Source organism: Nonomuraea typhae, assembly GCF_009760925.1.
Lineage (GTDB): Bacteria > Actinomycetota > Actinomycetes > Streptosporangiales > Streptosporangiaceae > Nonomuraea > Nonomuraea typhae.
The window spans coordinates 461,772-476,894 of the sequence record NZ_VRLV01000001.1 but is presented as its reverse complement, the minus strand read 5'-3'; the positions used below and the strand labels follow the sequence as shown (position 1 = coordinate 476,894).

18 protein-coding genes are annotated in these 15,123 nt (G+C 72.2%); 2 read left to right on the top strand and 16 right to left on the bottom strand.

The features are described from left to right. Nucleotides 1-114: 114 nt before the first annotated feature. The 14 genes from FVE25_RS02275 to FVE25_RS02210 all read right to left on the bottom strand — a co-directional run bounded on the left by FVE25_RS02275 (nucleotide 115) and on the right by FVE25_RS02210 (nucleotide 11,640). Complete coding sequence (locus FVE25_RS02275; RefSeq protein ID WP_157244681.1) at nucleotides 115-516, bottom strand: DUF3040 domain-containing protein; 402 nt, start codon at nucleotides 514-516, stop codon at nucleotides 115-117. A 183-nt stretch (nucleotides 517-699) separates the two neighbouring features. After that, a complete protein-coding gene (gene dinB / locus FVE25_RS02270) occupies nucleotides 700-1,941 on the bottom strand; it encodes a DNA polymerase IV (RefSeq protein WP_157244680.1) in 1,242 nt (413 codons plus the stop codon). A gap of 27 nt (nucleotides 1,942-1,968) precedes the next feature. Further along, the gene (locus FVE25_RS02265; RefSeq protein ID WP_246266531.1) at nucleotides 1,969-2,703 is read right to left on the bottom strand and encodes a methyltransferase domain-containing protein; all 735 of its coding nucleotides are present in this window, start codon (nucleotides 2,701-2,703) and stop codon (nucleotides 1,969-1,971) included. Between the two features lie 36 nt (nucleotides 2,704-2,739). Further along, entirely contained in the window at nucleotides 2,740-3,351 is a 612-nt protein-coding gene (locus FVE25_RS02260) for a cysteine peptidase family C39 domain-containing protein (RefSeq protein WP_157244679.1), read from the bottom strand. A gap of 11 nt (nucleotides 3,352-3,362) precedes the next feature. Then, the gene (locus FVE25_RS02255; protein WP_157244678.1) at nucleotides 3,363-3,698 is read right to left on the bottom strand and encodes an MmcQ/YjbR family DNA-binding protein; all 336 of its coding nucleotides are present in this window, start codon (nucleotides 3,696-3,698) and stop codon (nucleotides 3,363-3,365) included. 10 nt (nucleotides 3,699-3,708) lie between these two features. Beyond that, a complete protein-coding gene (gene dmpG, locus FVE25_RS02250; protein WP_157244677.1) occupies nucleotides 3,709-4,716 on the bottom strand; it encodes a 4-hydroxy-2-oxovalerate aldolase in 1,008 nt (335 codons plus the stop codon). Beyond that, the gene (locus FVE25_RS02245; RefSeq protein ID WP_157244676.1) at nucleotides 4,713-5,588 is read right to left on the bottom strand and encodes an acetaldehyde dehydrogenase (acetylating); all 876 of its coding nucleotides are present in this window, start codon (nucleotides 5,586-5,588) and stop codon (nucleotides 4,713-4,715) included. The genes dmpG and FVE25_RS02245 overlap by 4 nt, the downstream gene beginning before the upstream one ends. Beyond that, nucleotides 5,585-6,730 carry an alpha/beta fold hydrolase gene (locus FVE25_RS02240; protein WP_157244675.1) on the bottom strand — a complete coding sequence of 382 codons (1,146 nt, stop codon included), beginning with the start codon at nucleotides 6,728-6,730 and terminating at the stop codon, nucleotides 5,585-5,587. The genes FVE25_RS02245 and FVE25_RS02240 overlap by 4 nt, the downstream gene beginning before the upstream one ends. After that, nucleotides 6,727-7,719: an amidohydrolase family protein gene (locus FVE25_RS02235; protein WP_219825269.1), complete on the bottom strand. Its 993-nt coding sequence runs from the start codon at nucleotides 7,717-7,719 to the stop codon at nucleotides 6,727-6,729. Before FVE25_RS02235 ends, FVE25_RS02240 begins: the two co-directional genes overlap by 4 nt. Beyond that, nucleotides 7,716-8,258 (bottom strand): 3-hydroxyanthranilate 3,4-dioxygenase, encoded by a 543-nt coding sequence (locus FVE25_RS02230; protein WP_157244674.1) that lies wholly within the window; start codon nucleotides 8,256-8,258, stop codon nucleotides 7,716-7,718. The genes FVE25_RS02235 and FVE25_RS02230 overlap by 4 nt, the downstream gene beginning before the upstream one ends. Beyond that, nucleotides 8,255-8,683: a RidA family protein gene (locus FVE25_RS02225; protein ID WP_246266530.1), complete on the bottom strand. Its 429-nt coding sequence runs from the start codon at nucleotides 8,681-8,683 to the stop codon at nucleotides 8,255-8,257. Before FVE25_RS02225 ends, FVE25_RS02230 begins: the two co-directional genes overlap by 4 nt. Beyond that, nucleotides 8,680-9,414 (bottom strand): 2-keto-4-pentenoate hydratase, encoded by a 735-nt coding sequence (locus FVE25_RS02220; RefSeq protein ID WP_219825268.1) that lies wholly within the window; start codon nucleotides 9,412-9,414, stop codon nucleotides 8,680-8,682. The genes FVE25_RS02225 and FVE25_RS02220 overlap by 4 nt, the downstream gene beginning before the upstream one ends. Further along, the gene (locus FVE25_RS02215) at nucleotides 9,411-10,202 is read right to left on the bottom strand and encodes a 2-keto-4-pentenoate hydratase (RefSeq protein WP_157244673.1); all 792 of its coding nucleotides are present in this window, start codon (nucleotides 10,200-10,202) and stop codon (nucleotides 9,411-9,413) included. Before FVE25_RS02215 ends, FVE25_RS02220 begins: the two co-directional genes overlap by 4 nt. A 10-nt stretch (nucleotides 10,203-10,212) precedes the next feature. Further along, on the bottom strand, nucleotides 10,213-11,640 hold the full coding sequence (locus FVE25_RS02210; RefSeq protein WP_246266529.1) for a 2-hydroxymuconic semialdehyde dehydrogenase: 1,428 nt from the start codon (nucleotides 11,638-11,640) through the stop codon (nucleotides 10,213-10,215). 174 nt (nucleotides 11,641-11,814) lie between these two features. Here FVE25_RS02210 and FVE25_RS02205 point away from each other — a divergent pair, with 174 nt between their 5' ends. Further along, nucleotides 11,815-13,116 (top strand): MFS transporter, encoded by a 1,302-nt coding sequence (locus FVE25_RS02205; protein ID WP_157245454.1) that lies wholly within the window; start codon nucleotides 11,815-11,817, stop codon nucleotides 13,114-13,116. A 25-nt stretch (nucleotides 13,117-13,141) separates the two neighbouring features. Then, entirely contained in the window at nucleotides 13,142-14,065 is a 924-nt protein-coding gene (locus FVE25_RS02200) for a LysR substrate-binding domain-containing protein (protein ID WP_219825266.1), read from the top strand. Nucleotides 14,066-14,126: 61 nt separating this feature from the next. On the opposite strand, the gene nusB is transcribed toward FVE25_RS02200, so the two are convergent. Both nusB and efp read right to left on the bottom strand, forming a co-directional pair. Next, nucleotides 14,127-14,537 carry a transcription antitermination factor NusB gene (nusB, locus tag FVE25_RS02195; protein ID WP_157244670.1) on the bottom strand — a complete coding sequence of 137 codons (411 nt, stop codon included), beginning with the start codon at nucleotides 14,535-14,537 and terminating at the stop codon, nucleotides 14,127-14,129. 1 nt (nucleotide 14,538) lies between these two features. Further along, nucleotides 14,539-15,099 (bottom strand): elongation factor P, encoded by a 561-nt coding sequence (gene efp / locus FVE25_RS02190; RefSeq protein WP_157244669.1) that lies wholly within the window; start codon nucleotides 15,097-15,099, stop codon nucleotides 14,539-14,541. Nucleotides 15,100-15,123 lie beyond the last annotated feature (24 nt).

The following is a 15,123-nucleotide window of genomic DNA, read 5'->3' as shown; positions in this document are numbered from 1 at the left end:
GACCGTGGCGGCGGGGACCACGTCCGGCGTGAGAAGCGATCCCCCCGATCGAGGCCAGCCCGCAACGGCGGGTGGCGGAGGGGACGGCTCCGCCGTACACGCTTGGGGGAGAACTCAGCGCTCGTCGTCGTGACGACGGCGCCAGCGCTCCTCCATGCGCTCCATGAACGAGCCCCGGCTCTTCCTGGCCCCCTTGCCCGGCACCGGAGCACCCTGGCCTGCGGAGGCGGCGGAGTCGCCGAACCCGTTCATGCGTTTCCAGCTGGACAGACCCCACAGACACGCGGCGAGCATGACCACGAAACCGCCGACGCCGAGCGGGATCATCTGGATGACCACGCCAACCATCATGATCACGACACCCAGAGCAAAGCCGATGGAGGCTTTGATCAGGCGGCGCTTGTAATGGCTGCGCGGGTCACTGATCCTTACGGTGTTGGCCCACTTCGGGTCCTCGGCGTAGAGGGCCTGCTCGATCTGTTCGAGCAAGCGCTGCTCGTGTTCAGAGAGCGGCACGGCGCCTCCCAAGGACGGCCCCAGGACGGGGAAGACGGCAACGGACGACACGGGGTGTCCGAACCTCGCGGTCGGTTATCCCCAGAATACGAGCCTGTAGACGTAGGCGAAAGGAAACGTCCAACGCAGACCAAACCGGAGGTGACGTCATACCTCCATTTTGGGCCATACGCGACATGGGCGTCATGCCTCCATTTCATCAAGTCGTCCGCGAACCAGCGACGCCGGGAGTACCGCATCCGGGCCGAATCTCCGGATCGCCTTGTCCATCGCCTGTTCGGCCTCGCGCCAGCCGGTCTCCTTCTGACCCAGGCTGAGCTGGCGGGCAGCGGACTCGGCGGGGCCGAGGTTCTCCATCCTGACGCCGACCAGGCGCAGCCGCACCCGCTCCAGCCCGGCCGCGGCGAACAGCTCGCAGGCCGTGACGTAAATCTCCTGGGCCACGTCGGTGGGCTCGCGCAGCGTGCGGGAGCGGGTGATGGTGGAGAAGTCGGCCCTGCGGAGCTTCACACTGACCGTCCTGCCCACGTGGCCGCTCTTACGCATGCGGGCGGCGACTTTCTCCGACAGCCGCAGCAGCTCGCGCCGGATCACCTCGGGATCGTCGACGTCGGCCGCGAAGGTCTCCTCGTTGCCGATGCTCTTGTCGGGCGTGTGGGCGATCACCGCGCGCTCGTCGCGCCCCCAGGCCAGCGCCGCCAGGTGACTGCCCGCCGCGGGCCCCAGCTCGCGCTGGAGCGTCGCCGGGGGCACTCTGGCCAGATCGCCCACGGTGCGGATGCCGAGCCGTACGAGGGCCTGCTCGGTGCGCTCGCCGACCCCCCACAGCGCCGAGACCGGGAGCGGGTGGAGGAAGGTGACGATGTCGCCGTCCGGCACCACGAGCAACCCGTCGGGTTTGCACTGTTTGGAGGCAAGTTTGGCGATGAACTTGCTGCCGGCCACGCCCACGGAGCAGGTGATGCCATATCTTTCCCGAACCTGTGCCCGGATCATGGCGGCGATCTCCGCCGGCGACCCCAGGCGCCGCCGGGCCCCGCCGACGTCGAGGAACGCCTCGTCGGAGGCGATCGGCTCGACCAGCGGGGTGATCGCGTGGAAGATCTCCATGACGCCCCGGGAGACCTCCGCGTACTTCCCGTGGCCGGGCGGGATGATCACGGCCTGCGGGCACACGCGGCGCGCCCTGCTCATCGGCATCGCCGAGTGCACGCCGAACGCCCTGGCCTCGTAGGTGGCGCTGAGCACCACGCCCCGGCCGGCGGGCGAGCCCACGATGACCGGGCGGCCGCGCAGCTCGGGCCGCTCCAGCAGCTCGACGCTGGCGTAGAAGGCGTCCATGTCGACGTGGAGGATCGGGCAGCCGCTGTCGTCGGCCCCGGTGACGGGTGCGGGGCCGATGCCGGTGATCTGCTTGCGTGCCACGCCGCGAAGTCTATCCGAACAGGCGTTCTATCGCTTGTGGGCCAGGACGTGGACCTGGAAGGCGATCTCCCGCAGCACGGGGTGGGCGGCGGCCGCGTGTTCCAGCGCCACCAGCGCCTCCATCGCTCCGGGCTCGCCGTCGACCAGCCTGCTGGGCACCAGGTCGGCGAAGACCCGCACGCCGTGCGCGGGCCCGACCGCGAATCCGGTCGCGGCCAGCAGCTCCGACAGCGCCTCGGGGGTGAAGCGCCGGGGCGTGGGGTCGCGATCGCCCCAGCGTCCCTCGGGGTCCTCGAGTACGGCCAGCGCCTCGTCGAAGTGCCCGGCCAGCGCCCGGTGGATCGCGCTGGCGACCGGGTTGGCGGTCAGCGCGCTCACGGCTCCCCCGTGGCGCAGCAGCCCGGAGACGGCGGTCAGGGCGCTGATGGGGTCCTCGACGTACTCCAGGACGCTGTGGCAGAGCACCAGGTCGGCGCTGTCGCGGGGCAGCAGCTCCCCGAGGTCGGCGGCGTCGCCCTGCAGCGCCCGCACGCCGACGCCCTTCTCCTTGGCCCGCCGCTCCAGCGCGGCCAGCGAGTCGGGGCTGGGGTCGACGACCGTGACGGTGTGCCCGAGCTCGGCCAGGGGTACGGCGAAGCCGCCCGTGCCCCCTCCGGCGTCGACGATGTCCAGTACGCCGCGCCCCGCGGACTCGGCGCGTTCGGCCAGCGCCCCCCGCAGAGCGTCCCAGACCACGGCCGTGCGCACCGGGCTTCTCGTCACGTGTTCCCCTCCCCTATCCAGCCAGCCGGTGTCAGCCTACGCTCTCCCGGACCCGGCGCGGACGCTGATGCCCCGCCCGGCGAAGAAGGCCGAGAAGACCTCCAGCGGCAGTGTCGCCCGCCGGGCCTGCTCGGTGTGGCCGGAGGGGTTGTTGAAGGTCACGGCGCCACCGGCGGCCCCGGTGACCAGCACGAGGTGGCCGCCCCTCCCCGGCGCGGGGCGGTCGGGGCGGCGGATCTCCGGGTGCACCGAGGCGATGACCATCCGCCCTCCGGCCGCCAGGCCCGCGAGCTCCTGCGGGGCCAGGATCGGGTGGACCTCCGCCGCCAGGCCGTGCTCGGCCGCCACGTAGTCGGCGAAGGGGGCGTAGTAGAGGCCCTTGATGCCGCCGGGCTCCTCGCGGTAGCCGCCGTAGGCGCGGCAGCCGTGCACGAGGTCGAGCAGCGGCGGCGCGTGGCCGTCGCGGTGGTGCAGGATCATGCGCAGGCAGGCCATCCCGCAGGCGTGGCGGCACCAGCGGGCGTACTCCTCGCGGGTCCGGGCGCCGGACAGCCGCCAGCGGGGGTCGTCGCCGGGGTCGGCGCCGTCGTAGACGATGGCGGCGATCCGGTCGGCGCTCATGAACTGGGTGAACGCGGCAACCTGCATGAGCGCCCAGGTTAGGGCACGAGCGAGCGCAGTTTCCGCGGGGCGCGCAGCCGCCACGCGTCGGCGAGCAGCTCGGCCAGCTCCTCCTCCCCGACCGTCGTCATGCGCACCAGCACGCAGGCGTATCCGTCGTAGTGGGGCACGGTGAAGAAGACGGCCGGGTCGGCGGCGATCAGCTCGTGCTTGTCCTCCTCGGCGGCGACCGGCAGCACCAGGACGTCGCCCTCCTCGCGGATGCGGGCGAACCACTTGGCCTTCACGTACCAGGCGGGCGTGCCGTACATGGTCTTCTCGCTCGTCTCGGGCAGCGCGATCGCCAGCCGGCGGACGTCTTCCTCGGTCACCATGCCCCGATTGTCACCCCCGGCGGCCCGCCAGATCGAGCGCGATGTCCACGATCATGTCCTCCTGGCCGCCGACCATGCCGCGCCGCCCGGCCTCGACGAGGATGGCGCGGGTGTCGAGGCCGTAGCGGGCGGCGGCGTCCTCGGCGTGGCGCAGGAAGCTGGAGTAGACGCCGGCGTAGCCGAGGGTGAGCGTCTCGCGGTCCACCTGCACCGGGCGGGTCTGCAGCGGGCGGACGAGGTCGTCGGCGGCGTCCATGAGCGCGAACAGGTCGCAGCCGTGCTCCCAGCCCATCAGGTCGGCCACCGCCACGAACGCCTCCAGCGGGCAGTTGCCCGCGCCGGCGCCCATGCCGGCCAGGGAGGCGTCCACGCGGGTGACGCCGTTCTCGGCGGCGACGACGGAGTTGGCCACGCCGAGCCCGAGGTTGTGGTGGGCGTGGATGCCGAGCTGGGTGCCGGCGTCGAGGACGTCGCGGTAGGCGCGGACCCGCTCGCGCACGCCGTCCATGGTGAGCCGGCCGCCGGAGTCGGTGACGTAGACGCAGTGGGCGCCGTAGGACTCCATGAGCTTGGCCTGGCGGGCCAGCTCGGCGGGCGGGGCCATGTGGGACATCATGAGGAAGCCGGAGACGTCCATGCCGAGCTCGCGGGCGACGCCGATGTGCTGGGCGGCGATGTCGGCCTCGGTGCAGTGCGTGGCCACGCGCACCGAGCGCACGCCGAGGGCGTGGGCGCGGCGCAGGTCGGCGATGGTGCCGATGCCGGGCAGCAGCAGCGTGGTGAGGACGGCGCGCTCCATGGCCGAGGCGGCGGCCTCGATCCACTTCTCGTCGGGGCAGGCGCCGAAGCCGTAGTTGACGCTGCTGCCGGCCAGGCCGTCGCCGTGGGCGATCTCCACGGCCGCGACCCCGGCCGCGTCCAGGGCGGCGGCGATCGCGGCGACCTGGGCGGCGGTGTACTGGTGGCGGATGGCGTGCATGCCGTCGCGCAGGGTGACGTCCTGGATGTAGAGCTTCATCGCGCGGCCAGCCTCTCCGCGACGCGCAGCGCCGCCGACGTCATGATGTCCAGGTTGCCCGCGTAGGCGGGCAGGTAGTGGGCGGCGCCCTCGACCTCCAGGAAGACCGAGACGAGCGTGCTCCCATCCTCGGCCGGGCGAAACTGCACGTCCTGCTTGAGGCGGTAGCCGGGCACGTAGGCGGCGACGGCGGCGACCATCTCCTTGACCGAGGCGGCGACCTCGGCCTCGTCGCACTCCTCCGTCACGCAGTACACCGTGTCCCGCATGATCACCGGCGGCTCGGCCGGGTTGAGGACGATGATCGCCTTGCCGCGGGCGGCGCCGCCGACGCTCTCCAGGGCGCGGGCGGTGGTCTCGGTGAACTCGTCGATGTTGGCCCGGGTGCCGGGGCCCGCCGACCGGGAGGCGATGGAGGCGACGATCTCGGCGTACCGCACGGGGGCGACGCGGGAGACGGCGGCCACGACGGGCACGGTGGCCTGGCCGCCGCAGGTGACCATGTTGACGTTGTCCCGGCCGAGGTGGTCGCCGAGGTTGACGGCGGGCACCACGTAGGGGCCGATCGCGGCGGGGGTCAGGTCCACGACCTTCTTGCCGTACGGCTCCAGCACGGCGGCGTTGTGCCGGTGGGCCCCGGCGGAGGTGGCGTCCAGCACGACCTCGACCTCGTCGAAGCCGGGCAGCGCCACCAGGCCCTCGACGCCCTCGTGGGTGGTGGCCACGCCCATGCGGCGGGCCCTGGCCAGGCCATCGGAGTCCGGGTCGATCCCGGCCATCGCGGCGACCTCCAGGACCGCGGACGTGCGTTTCACCTTGATCATCAGGTCGGTGCCGATGTTGCCCGAGCCGATGATGGCGATCTTGCTCATGAATCCTCCTCGCCGCGGCAGAACCGGGCGAACTCCTGGGTCATCTCCGGCACCGGCGCGGCGAAGGGGGCGCCGGCGTTGCCGAAGTACAGCGGCACGTCCACGAGGTGGCAGGCGCCGAGCTCCATGCCGTCGCGGGTCATGGGCGAGCGGACCTCGCAGACGAGATGACGGGCGGGGCCGGGGTGCCGTCGCACCAGTTCCCCGGCGGGTGCGGTGAAGATCTCCCGGGTGGACGGCGTGCCCATGCCGATCGCGGTGAACAGGCGGGTCTCCTCCGCGGTGGTGGTGACCAGCAGCGGCACCTTTGCATCGATATTTCCGGACATCGGGTGGTCTTTCAGCAGCTCCCCGTCGACCACCGGAGCCACGGGCAGCAGCCCCCCGGTCAGCGGCCGGGCCCGGGCCGCCCGCTCCTCCCCGGCCAGCAGCGCGCCGATCGAGGCCGCGTGCGGATCGGGCACGCCGGTCGCCCGGGTCCAGGCCAGCGCCTGTTCCGGGGTGGCGAAGCCGTACGGGACGGGGCTCATCGCCACCGCCCGGGCGAACATCCCGGGGGCGCAGGCCAGCAGCGCCAGCACGCTGGTGCCGCCCGCCGAGTGCCCGGCCAGCGTGACCTCGCCCGGGTCGCCGCCGAAGGCCCCGATGTTCGCCGCGACCCACTCCAGCGCCGCGATCTGGTCGCGGAGGGCGAGATTGGCCGGTACGGCGCCGCCGTACCACAGGCCCGTCACCCCGAGGCGGTAGTTGACGGTCACCACCACGAGCCCGTGCTCGCGCGCCAGCACGGCGCCGTCGTACATCGCCTGCGCGCCCGAGCCGAACACGAACGCGCCCCCGTGCAGGAAGACCAGCACCGGGCGGCGCCCCTCGGTCCCGGCCGTCCAGACGTTGAGGAACAGGCAGTCCTCGCGGCCGGTGGCCGGATCGATCTCCAGCCCGGGCACCCATGCCATCCGCCCGGGCCGCTGGGGCGCGGGCGGGCCGGGCGCGCGCGCCTCCCGCACCCCGTCCCACGGCTCGGGCGGCCCGGGTACGGCGAAGCGGCGCGCGGGAGCCGCGTACCGGATGCCCTTGAAGGCCAGCACGCCCCCGAGATCGAGGCCGCGCAGCCTGCCCAGCGGCGTATGGGCGAGCGTCATGCCAGGATCGCGCTCTCGGTCAGCCCCAGGAAGCGCGCGGCGTTGCCGCCGAGGATGGCGGTGCGCTCCGCCTCGGACAGTCCGGGGCAGGCGCGCACCACCGCCCCCGGCTCCTCTTCCCCCAGGGGGAAGGGGAAGTCGGTGCCGAGCATGACCCGGTCGGCGCCCATGACGTCCACGAGCAGCCGCAGCGCCCGCGGGTCGAAGACGGCCGAGTCGACGTGGAAGCGGCCGGTGTAGGCGGAGGGGGGCAGGGGCGAGTCGCGGCGGACGATGTCGCGCCGCCGCCAGGCGTTGTCGGCCCGCCCGAGCAGGAAGGCGAAGCTGCCGCCGCCGTGGCAGAAGCACAGCCGCAGGTTGCCGGGCAGGCGTTCGAAGGCGCCCGACAGGATCAGCGTGAGGATGCCGAGCTGGGTCTCGGCGGCCATGCCGACCAGCCAGGGCAGCATGTGGCCGCGCATGCGCTCGGGGGCCATCATGTCCCACGGGTGGACGAGGACCGGCATGTCCTCGCGGGCGCAGTGCTCCAGGAAGGCGAGCAGGTCGGCGTCGTCGAGGTTGCGCGCGCCGACGTGGTTGCCGATGTGCACGCCGCGGTGCCCGGCCGCCCTGGCCCTGGTCAGCGTCTCGGCGGCGCGGCCGAGGTCCTGCAGCGGCACCTGGCACAGCGGGACGAGCCGGGCCGGGTCCTCGGCGCAGTAGGCCAGGATGCGGTCGTTGACCATGTCGCACCAGTCGGCGGCCCGCTCGGGCGCCGCGTCGTAGCCGAACATGAGCGGCGTCGAGGAGACGGCCTGGACGGCCACGCCGGTGCGGTCCATGGCGGCCAGGCGGGCTCCGGCGTCCCACAGCTCCGGGGTGACCGGGCGGTAGTCGTCGTCGCCGCTCATCATCATGCCCTCGCGCAGCCAGGGCTCCCCCGCCCCGGCCAGGACCCGGGCCTCCTCGCGGGAGATCCGCGGGAAGACGTGGGCGTGAATGTCGATCACTGGACCACCGGGCGGAGGTCGGCCGGCCAGTCCTTGCCCGGGTGGACGGCGCCGCAGTGCGGGCAGACACGGTCGGAGGCGTAGAAGGCGTTGAAGACCGGCGGCAGGTCGTCCACGATCGACTCGAGCTGGACCTCGGCGCGGTGGACGAGCCGGTGGCAGTTGACGCAGTACCACTCGAAGGCGTCCAGGGCGCCCTTCGGCCGCGCGTACTCCACGACCAGGCCGATCGAGCCGGGGACCGGCCGCTGCGGCGAGTGGCGCACGTGCGGCGGCAGCAGGAAGACGTCGCCCTCCCGGATCTGGATGTCGAGCGGCGGCTTGCCCTCCTCCTCCATGACGCGCAGCACCATGCCGCCCTTGAGCTGGTAGAAGAACTCCTCGATCGGGTCGTCGTGGAAGTCGGTGCGCTGGTTGGGGCCGCCGACGACGGTGACCATCAGGTCGGCCTCCTTCCAGATCTGCACGTTGCCGACCGGCGGCTTGAGCTTGTCGGCGTGGTCGTCGATCCACTTGGCCAGGTTGAAGGGCGGGATCATGGGGTGCTCCTCCTCGGGAGGTGGGCGGTGCAGGAGATCTCGATGAGCAGGTGCGGGTGGGGCAGCTGGTGGACGGCCACGGTGGTGCGCGCGGGCCCGGTCTCGTCGAAGTACTCGGCGTAGACCTCGTTGTAGCCGCCGAAGTCGTTCATGCTGACCAGGTAGGTCGTGACGCTGACGACGTCCTCGAGCCCGCCTCCGGCGGCCTTGAGGATGTCGGCGACGTTCTCGATCACGGCGCGGGTCTGCTCGCGGATGTCGAGGCTGGTGGTGCCCATCTCGTCCGCGGCGGCCCCGGCGAAGCTGCCGTCGGGGCGGCGGGAGCTGGTGCCGGAGACGAAGACCAGGTCCCCGGCCCGCCGGAAGTGGGGGAAGCGGCCGCGCGGGCGGGCCTTGCCCGGCACCAGCATCGCGTCCTCGCTCACGTGGTCACCTCCGCGTGCCCGAGGCCCTGACCGGTGACGCGCACGTGGGCGCCCGGCGGGAGCGGGACGGCGGCGGTGGCCGCCCCGGCCAGCACGATCGAGCCGGCTTCCAGCTCGATCCCCGCCGCCTGAGCCAGGCGGGCCGCGGCGGCGACCGAGCGCAGCGGGTCGCCCAGGATGGCGGCCGAGGACCCGGCGGCGGCGACCCGGCCGTCGATCTCCAGGCTGAGGCCGACGTTGGCCACGTCACGCGGCCGCTGCCAGGGGCCGAGGCCGAAGCCGCTGGCCGAGGCGTTGTCGGCGATGACGTCGGCCAGTGTGAAGGAGAAGTTCTCGTAGCGGGAGTCCAGCACCTCGTAGCCGACCGCGACCGCGCCGACGGCGGCCGAGACGTCCGCGGGCGAGCGCACCGGGCGCTCCAGCAGGAAGGCGATCTCGGGCTCGACGCGCGGGTGGATGAGCGTGCCGGCGTCCAGGCGGGACTCGATGAGCATGGCGTCGGTCAGCAGGCCCCAGATGACGTCGTCCACGCCCATCTGGATCATCTTGGCGCGGCTGGTGAAGCCCATCTTGACCCCGATGACCTTCTCGCCGCGCGCCTCGCGCCGGGCGATGACCCCGCGCTGCACGCGGTAGGCGGCGGCCAGGTCGAGCGGGCCCTCCTCGGTGAGCCTCGGGATCGCGGTACGGCTCAGCGTCGCCTTGTCCAGGCGCTCGGCCAGATGGTTCACGCGTCCTCCGTCCCGAAGGCCGCCCGGACGTCGCCGAGCCCCTCGATCCTGGCCTCCAGCACGTCACCCGGCTTCACCGGCACCACCGGCCCGAGCGCCCCGGTCAGCACGGTGTCGCCTGCCCGCAGCGGGCGGCCCAGCCGGGCGAGGGTGTCGGCCAGCCAGACGGCCGCGTGCAGCGGATGCCCCAGGCAGGCGGCGCCGATCCCCGTGGAGACCTGCTCGCCCCGGCGCTCGATGACCATCCCGGCCAGCCGCAGGTCCACGTCCTTGAGCGGGACCGGGCGGTTGCCCAGCACGTACATCCCCGAGGAGGCGTTGTCGGCGACGGTGTCGGCCAGCGTGATGTCCCAGTCCCGGATGCGGCTGCCGACCACCTCGATCGCGGGCAGCGCGAACGCCGTCGCCCGGATGACGTCGGCGACCGTGTGCCGCTCGTGCGGCAGGTCGTGCTCCAGCACCAGCGCCACCTCGGCCTCGGCCCGCGGCTGCAGCACCGCCCCGGCCGGGATCTCGGCCCCGTCGGGCGCCGCCATGTCGGCGAACAGGACGCCGAAGTCGGGCTGGTCCACGCCGAGCTGCTTCTGCACCGCCGTACTGGTCAGGCCGATCTTGCGGCCGGTCAGCCGCCGGCCCTGCGCCAGCCACCGCTCGGTCAGCAGATCCTGTACGGCGTAGGCCGCCTCGACCCCGGCGACCAGGTCGCGGACGGGCGCGCACGGGGTCCCGGAGGCGTGCGCCCCGATCAGCCGCTCGGCCGCCTGTTGGATGTTCGACACCGTTTTCATGAGTTGGTCCTCAGATCAGCACGCAGATGTTGACCGGCTCGGAGAAGAAGTCCAGCGAGTACTCGCCGCCCTCCCTGCCGATGCCCGACGCCTTGACCCCGCCGAACGGGGTGCGCAGGTCGCGCAGGTTCCAGCAGTTGACCCAGACGATCCCGGCCTCGATCTTCGGCGCGACCCGGTGGGCGCGCGACAGGTCGCCGGTCCACACGGTGGCGGCCAGGCCGTACGGGCTGTCGTTGGCCAGCCGGATCGCCTCGGCCTCATCGTCGAAGGGCGCCACGTGGCAGATCGGGCCGAAGACCTCCTCGCGGACGGTCCTGGCGTCCTCCGGCAGGCCGGTGATGACGGTGGGCTCGACGTAGAAGCCGCCGTCGCGGGCGTCGCCGAAGGCGGGGACGCCGCCTCCGGCCAGCACGTCCGCGCCCTCCTCGACGGCCAGGCGGTAGTAGGACAGCACCTTGTCCCGGTGCCCGGCGGAGATCATCGGGCCGTAGTCCTTGAGCTCGCGCGCCCGTTCGGCGAGCTTCGCGGTGAACGCGGCGAAGACCGGCCGCTCGACGTAGACGCGCTCGGTGCACAGGCAGATCTGGCCGGAGTGGGTGAAGCTCGACCGGACGGTGCCCTCGACCGCCTCGTCCAGGTCGGCGTCGGCGAAGACGACGGCCGGGTTCTTGCCGCCGAGCTCGAAGGAGAGCGGGGTGACGTGGTCGGCCGCGGCGCGCATGATGGCCGAGCCGGTGGCCGACTCACCGGTGAAGGCGATGGCGTCCACGCCGGGGTGGCCGGTCAGGAACTCGCCCGCCGCGTTCGCGCCGTGGCCGTGGACCAGGTTGAACGCGCCCGGCGGCAGCCGTACCGCGTCGATGACCTCGGCGAGCAGGGTGGCGGTGGAGGGCGTCTCCTCCGAGGGCTTGGCCACGACCGCGTTCCCCGCGGCCAGCGCGGGCGCGACCTTCCAGGTGAGCAGCAGCAGCGGCAGGTTCCAGGGGGAGATGACGGCGACGACGCCGAGCGGGCGGCGCACCGTGTAGTTGAGCGCCTCGCCGCTGCCGCTCCAGCCGGGGACGCGGGTGTGGTAGGCGCGCTCGGGGCGGCCGTAGGACAGGTCGGCGTAGGCGCGGAAGTTGGCGATCGCGCGGGGGATGTCGACGGTCGCGGCCAGGTCGCGCGGCTTGCCGGTGTCGGCGACCTCGGCGGCGACGAACTCGTCGAACCTGGCCTCGATGCCGTCGGCGATACGCCGCAGGTACGCGCAGCGCTCCTCCACGCTCGCGGCGCCCCACGGGCCCTCCAGCGCGGCCCGGGCGGCGCGGACAGCCGCGTCGACGATCTCGCGCGTGGCCTCGGGCACGGTTCCCCTCTGGCTCCCGTCGAGGGGCGAGATCAGCGGGAAGGCCGTCCCCGTGGTCGTGAAGACCCCGTTGACGTAATGCTTCATGCCCCTCATTGTCGTTTTATCCGCCATATCAGGCTAATACCGGATCTTGGCGTAGCCATATCAAGGCTGATATATGCCGAAATATGCATAGGTGAGGGCCAGATCGGTATTCGTCTGGACATACCGCCAGCGTGCATGCTCGTCCGTACCCCCTGATCGGAAGGTACAGACGTGATGGACACTGACCGCCGCCGGGCGGCACGCCGCGTCTCATGGGCGGCCTTCATCGGCACGACCATCGAGTGGTACGACTTCTTCCTGTACGGCACGGCCGCCGCACTCATCTTCAACAAGCAGTTCTTCCCCGCCATGGACCCGGTCGCCGGCTCGATCGCCTCCTTCGGCACCATGACCGTGGGCTTCCTGGCCAGGCCGCTCGGCGGGATCGTCTTCGGCCACTTCGGCGACCGGCTCGGCCGCCGCAACACCCTGGTGGTCTCCCTGCTGATCATGGGGATCGGCACCACGCTCATCGGCGTCCTGCCCACCTACTCCGGCATCGGCATCTGGGCGGCCGTCCTGCTGGTGCTCATGCGCATCGCCCAGGGCATCGGCCTCGGCGGCGAACTCGGCGGCGCGGTCGTCCTGACGATGGAGCACGCGCCGGCCGGCCGGCGCAGCCTGTTCGGCGCCTTCCCCATGATGGGCACGCCCGCCGGGATGCTCTGCGCCAACCTCGTCTTCCTGGGCACCTCCTCCCTGCTGAGCGAGGAGGCGTTCCTGGCGTGGGGCTGGCGGGTGCCGTTCCTGCTCAGCGTCGTGCTCGTGCTGGTGGGCATCTACCTGCGCCTGCGCATCGAGGAGAGCCCCGACTTCGTCGTCCAGCGCGAGCCGGTCAAGCTGCCCATCGCCGAGGTCCTGCGCGGCCACTGGCGCGGCGTCGTGCACAGTATCGCCGTCATCGTCGGCAACAGCGCGCTCGCCTACATCTTCATGGTCTACATCCTCCAGTACGGCCAGGCCCCCGCGATCGGCCTGTCCCGCACCTTCCTGCTGACCTGCGTGATCGGCGGCGCCGCCGTCTGGCTGGTCACCGCGCCGCTCTGGGCGCACCTGGGCGACCGATTCGGCCTGCGCGCGCTGTTCGCCCACGGCTCCTGGGTCCTGCTGGCCGGGGCCGTGGCCATCCTGCCCGTGGTCAACACCGGCAACCACACCCTGATCGCGGTCTTCATGGTGGCCATGGGCGCCGTGCTGGCCATGACGCACGCGGCGCAGGGCACCCTGACGGCCGGGTTCTTCCCGGTCGCCATCAGGTACTCGGGCACCTCGGCCGCCTACCAGATCGGCGCGCTGCTCGGCGGCGGCATCACCCCGCTGGTGGCCGCCTCCCTGCTGGCCTCGACCGGCACGTCCTGGTCGATCACCGCGTACCTGGCGATCGTCACGGCCGTCAGCCTCGTGGCGGCGCTGGCGCTGCCGCGCGACGACGCCGCGCGGTTCCAGGACGCTCCTATAACCAAACAGGCCGTCTGAGCCAGGCGGCTATGCTCATATGGTGATGTCCCGCGCCCTGGACCTGCTCGGCGGGCGGCTCAAGCTCCGCCATCTCGTGCTGGTCACCGCCATCGCCGACCAGGGCAGCGTGCTGCGCGCCGCCGAGCACCTCCACCTCGCCCAGCCCGCCGCCACCCGCGGCCTGCGCGAGGTGGAGCAGATCCTCGGCGTCGAGCTGTTCACCCGAGGACCCCGGGGCGTCACCCCCACGGTCTTCGGGGAGGCGTTCATCGACCACGCCCGTGCCGTACAGGCCGAGCTGCGCCGCGCCGGCGACCGCATCACCGGCCTGGCCAACGGGGAGACGGGGACGGTCACCGTCGGCACCCTTCTGGCCGCCACGAACGTGCTGCTGCCCCGGTCCATCGCCGCGCTGAAGGCGGAGCGGCCCGGCATCACGGTGATCGTGCGCGAGGGGACCTTCGACTCGCTGGTTCCCCGGCTCGTCGACGGCGACACCGACCTGGTGCTGGGGCGGCTCAACCCGATCGACGACCGGACGGGGCTGCGGCAGATTCCCCTGTACGACGAGCCGATTCTGCTGGTCGCGCGCGACGGGCATCCCGCGTCGGGGGCGTCCGTCCTGTCGGAGCTGCTGGCCTATCCGTGGATTCTGCCGCTGGAGCAGACCGCGCTCCGGCACGAGCTCGAGCAGGTCTTCCGCGCCCAGGACCTGCCGATGCCGGGCAACCGGGTGGAGTGCACCTCGATCCTGACGGTCCGGTCGCTGCTGCTGCAGACCGACATGGTGGCGGCGTTGCCTGCCCTGCTGGTGCGCGCCGATCCGCAGCTCGTGCGGCTGCCGGTGCCGCTGGCCTCGGTCAAGCGTTCCGTCGGCGTCACTCTGCCCGAGTCGCGGGCGCTGACCCCGGCGGCGAAGGTCATGCTCCACCACCTGCGGACCCAGTCGGAGACCCTGTCGCTCTGAGCCCCCGCCCACGGAAAAAGAGGCGCGCCCTGAGCGGCGCGCCCCTTCCCCGAAGGCTTCGCTACAGCGTCAGGCTGGGCTTGAGCTGCTTGAAGCGGGCCAGGAGCCCGTTGATGAAGCTGGGCGACTCGTCGGTCGACAGCTCACCGGCCAGGTGCACCCATTCGCTGATCACCACGCCCTCGGGCACGTCGGGCATCCAGAGCAGCTCGTAGGTGCCGCCGCGCAGCAGGTTGCGGTCCACGGCGGGCATGCGCTCCAGCGTCCAGCCCTCGGCGTAGGTGGCGATGAGCTCGTCGATGCGGGCCCGGTGCCGGGCGACGCCCTCGACGATGGCCGAGGTGTACTCGTTGACCGGCGGCTCGCGCCGCTCCACGCGCTCGGCGAGGATCTTCAGCGGGTCCTCCTCGCGGGCCTCGGCCTCGAAGAGGATGTCCAGGGCGCGCCTGCGGGCTTTGCCGCGTGCCGACACCTCAGGCCCGGCCGAGGTATTCGCCGCTGCGGGTGTCGACCTTGACCTTCTCGCCGGTGGTGATGAACAGCGGGACCTTGATCTCGGCGCCGGTCTCCAGCGTGGCGGGCTTGGTGCCGCCGGTGGAGCGGTCGCCCTGCAGGCCGGGCTCGGTGTTGGCGATGAGCAGCTCGACCGCGGCCGGCAGGTCGACGTAGAGGGCCGAGCCCTCGTTGAAGGCGATCGTGGCCAGGGTGTTCTCGAGCATGTAGCTGGCGGCGTCGCCGACGGTCTTGCCCGGCACGTTGACCATGTCGTAGGTCTCGGTGTCCATGAAGACGAAGTCGTCGCCGTCCTTGTAGGAGTACTGCATCTCGCGCTTGTCGACGTTGGCCACGTCGACCTTCACGCCGGCGTTGAACGTCTTGTCGACGACCTTGCCGGAGAGCACGTTCTTGAGCTTGGTGCGCACGAACGCGCCGCCCTTGCCCGGCTTGACGTGCTGGAACTCCACAACGGCCCAGAGCTCACCGCCGTCGAGCTTCAGCACCATGCCGTTCTTGAGGTCGTTGGTCGTCGCCACTCGTTTTCTCCCGCGTGTTGCCGC

What these genes read in the sequence shown, in the direction of transcription:
- FVE25_RS02205 (WP_157245454.1), top strand. Translation starts at nt 11,815, where the DNA reads ATGGACACTGACCGCCGCCGGGCGGCACGCCGCGTCTCATGGGCGGCC.
- FVE25_RS02215 (WP_157244673.1), bottom strand. Translation starts at nt 10,202, where the DNA reads ATGAAAACGGTGTCGAACATCCAACAGGCGGCCGAGCGGCTGATCGGG.
- FVE25_RS02240 (WP_157244675.1), bottom strand. Translation starts at nt 6,730, where the DNA reads ATGACGCTCGCCCATACGCCGCTGGGCAGGCTGCGCGGCCTCGATCTC.
- FVE25_RS02245 (WP_157244676.1), bottom strand. Translation starts at nt 5,588, where the DNA reads ATGAGCAAGATCGCCATCATCGGCTCGGGCAACATCGGCACCGACCTG.
- FVE25_RS02255 (WP_157244678.1), bottom strand. Translation starts at nt 3,698, where the DNA reads ATGGTGACCGAGGAAGACGTCCGCCGGCTGGCGATCGCGCTGCCCGAG.
- FVE25_RS02210 (WP_246266529.1), bottom strand. Translation starts at nt 11,640, where the DNA reads ATGAAGCATTACGTCAACGGGGTCTTCACGACCACGGGGACGGCCTTC.
- FVE25_RS02200 (WP_219825266.1), top strand. Translation starts at nt 13,142, where the DNA reads ATGTCCCGCGCCCTGGACCTGCTCGGCGGGCGGCTCAAGCTCCGCCAT.
- FVE25_RS02260 (WP_157244679.1), bottom strand. Translation starts at nt 3,351, where the DNA reads ATGCAGGTTGCCGCGTTCACCCAGTTCATGAGCGCCGACCGGATCGCC.
- FVE25_RS02230 (WP_157244674.1), bottom strand. Translation starts at nt 8,258, where the DNA reads ATGATCCCGCCCTTCAACCTGGCCAAGTGGATCGACGACCACGCCGAC.
- dmpG (WP_157244677.1), bottom strand. Translation starts at nt 4,716, where the DNA reads ATGAAGCTCTACATCCAGGACGTCACCCTGCGCGACGGCATGCACGCC.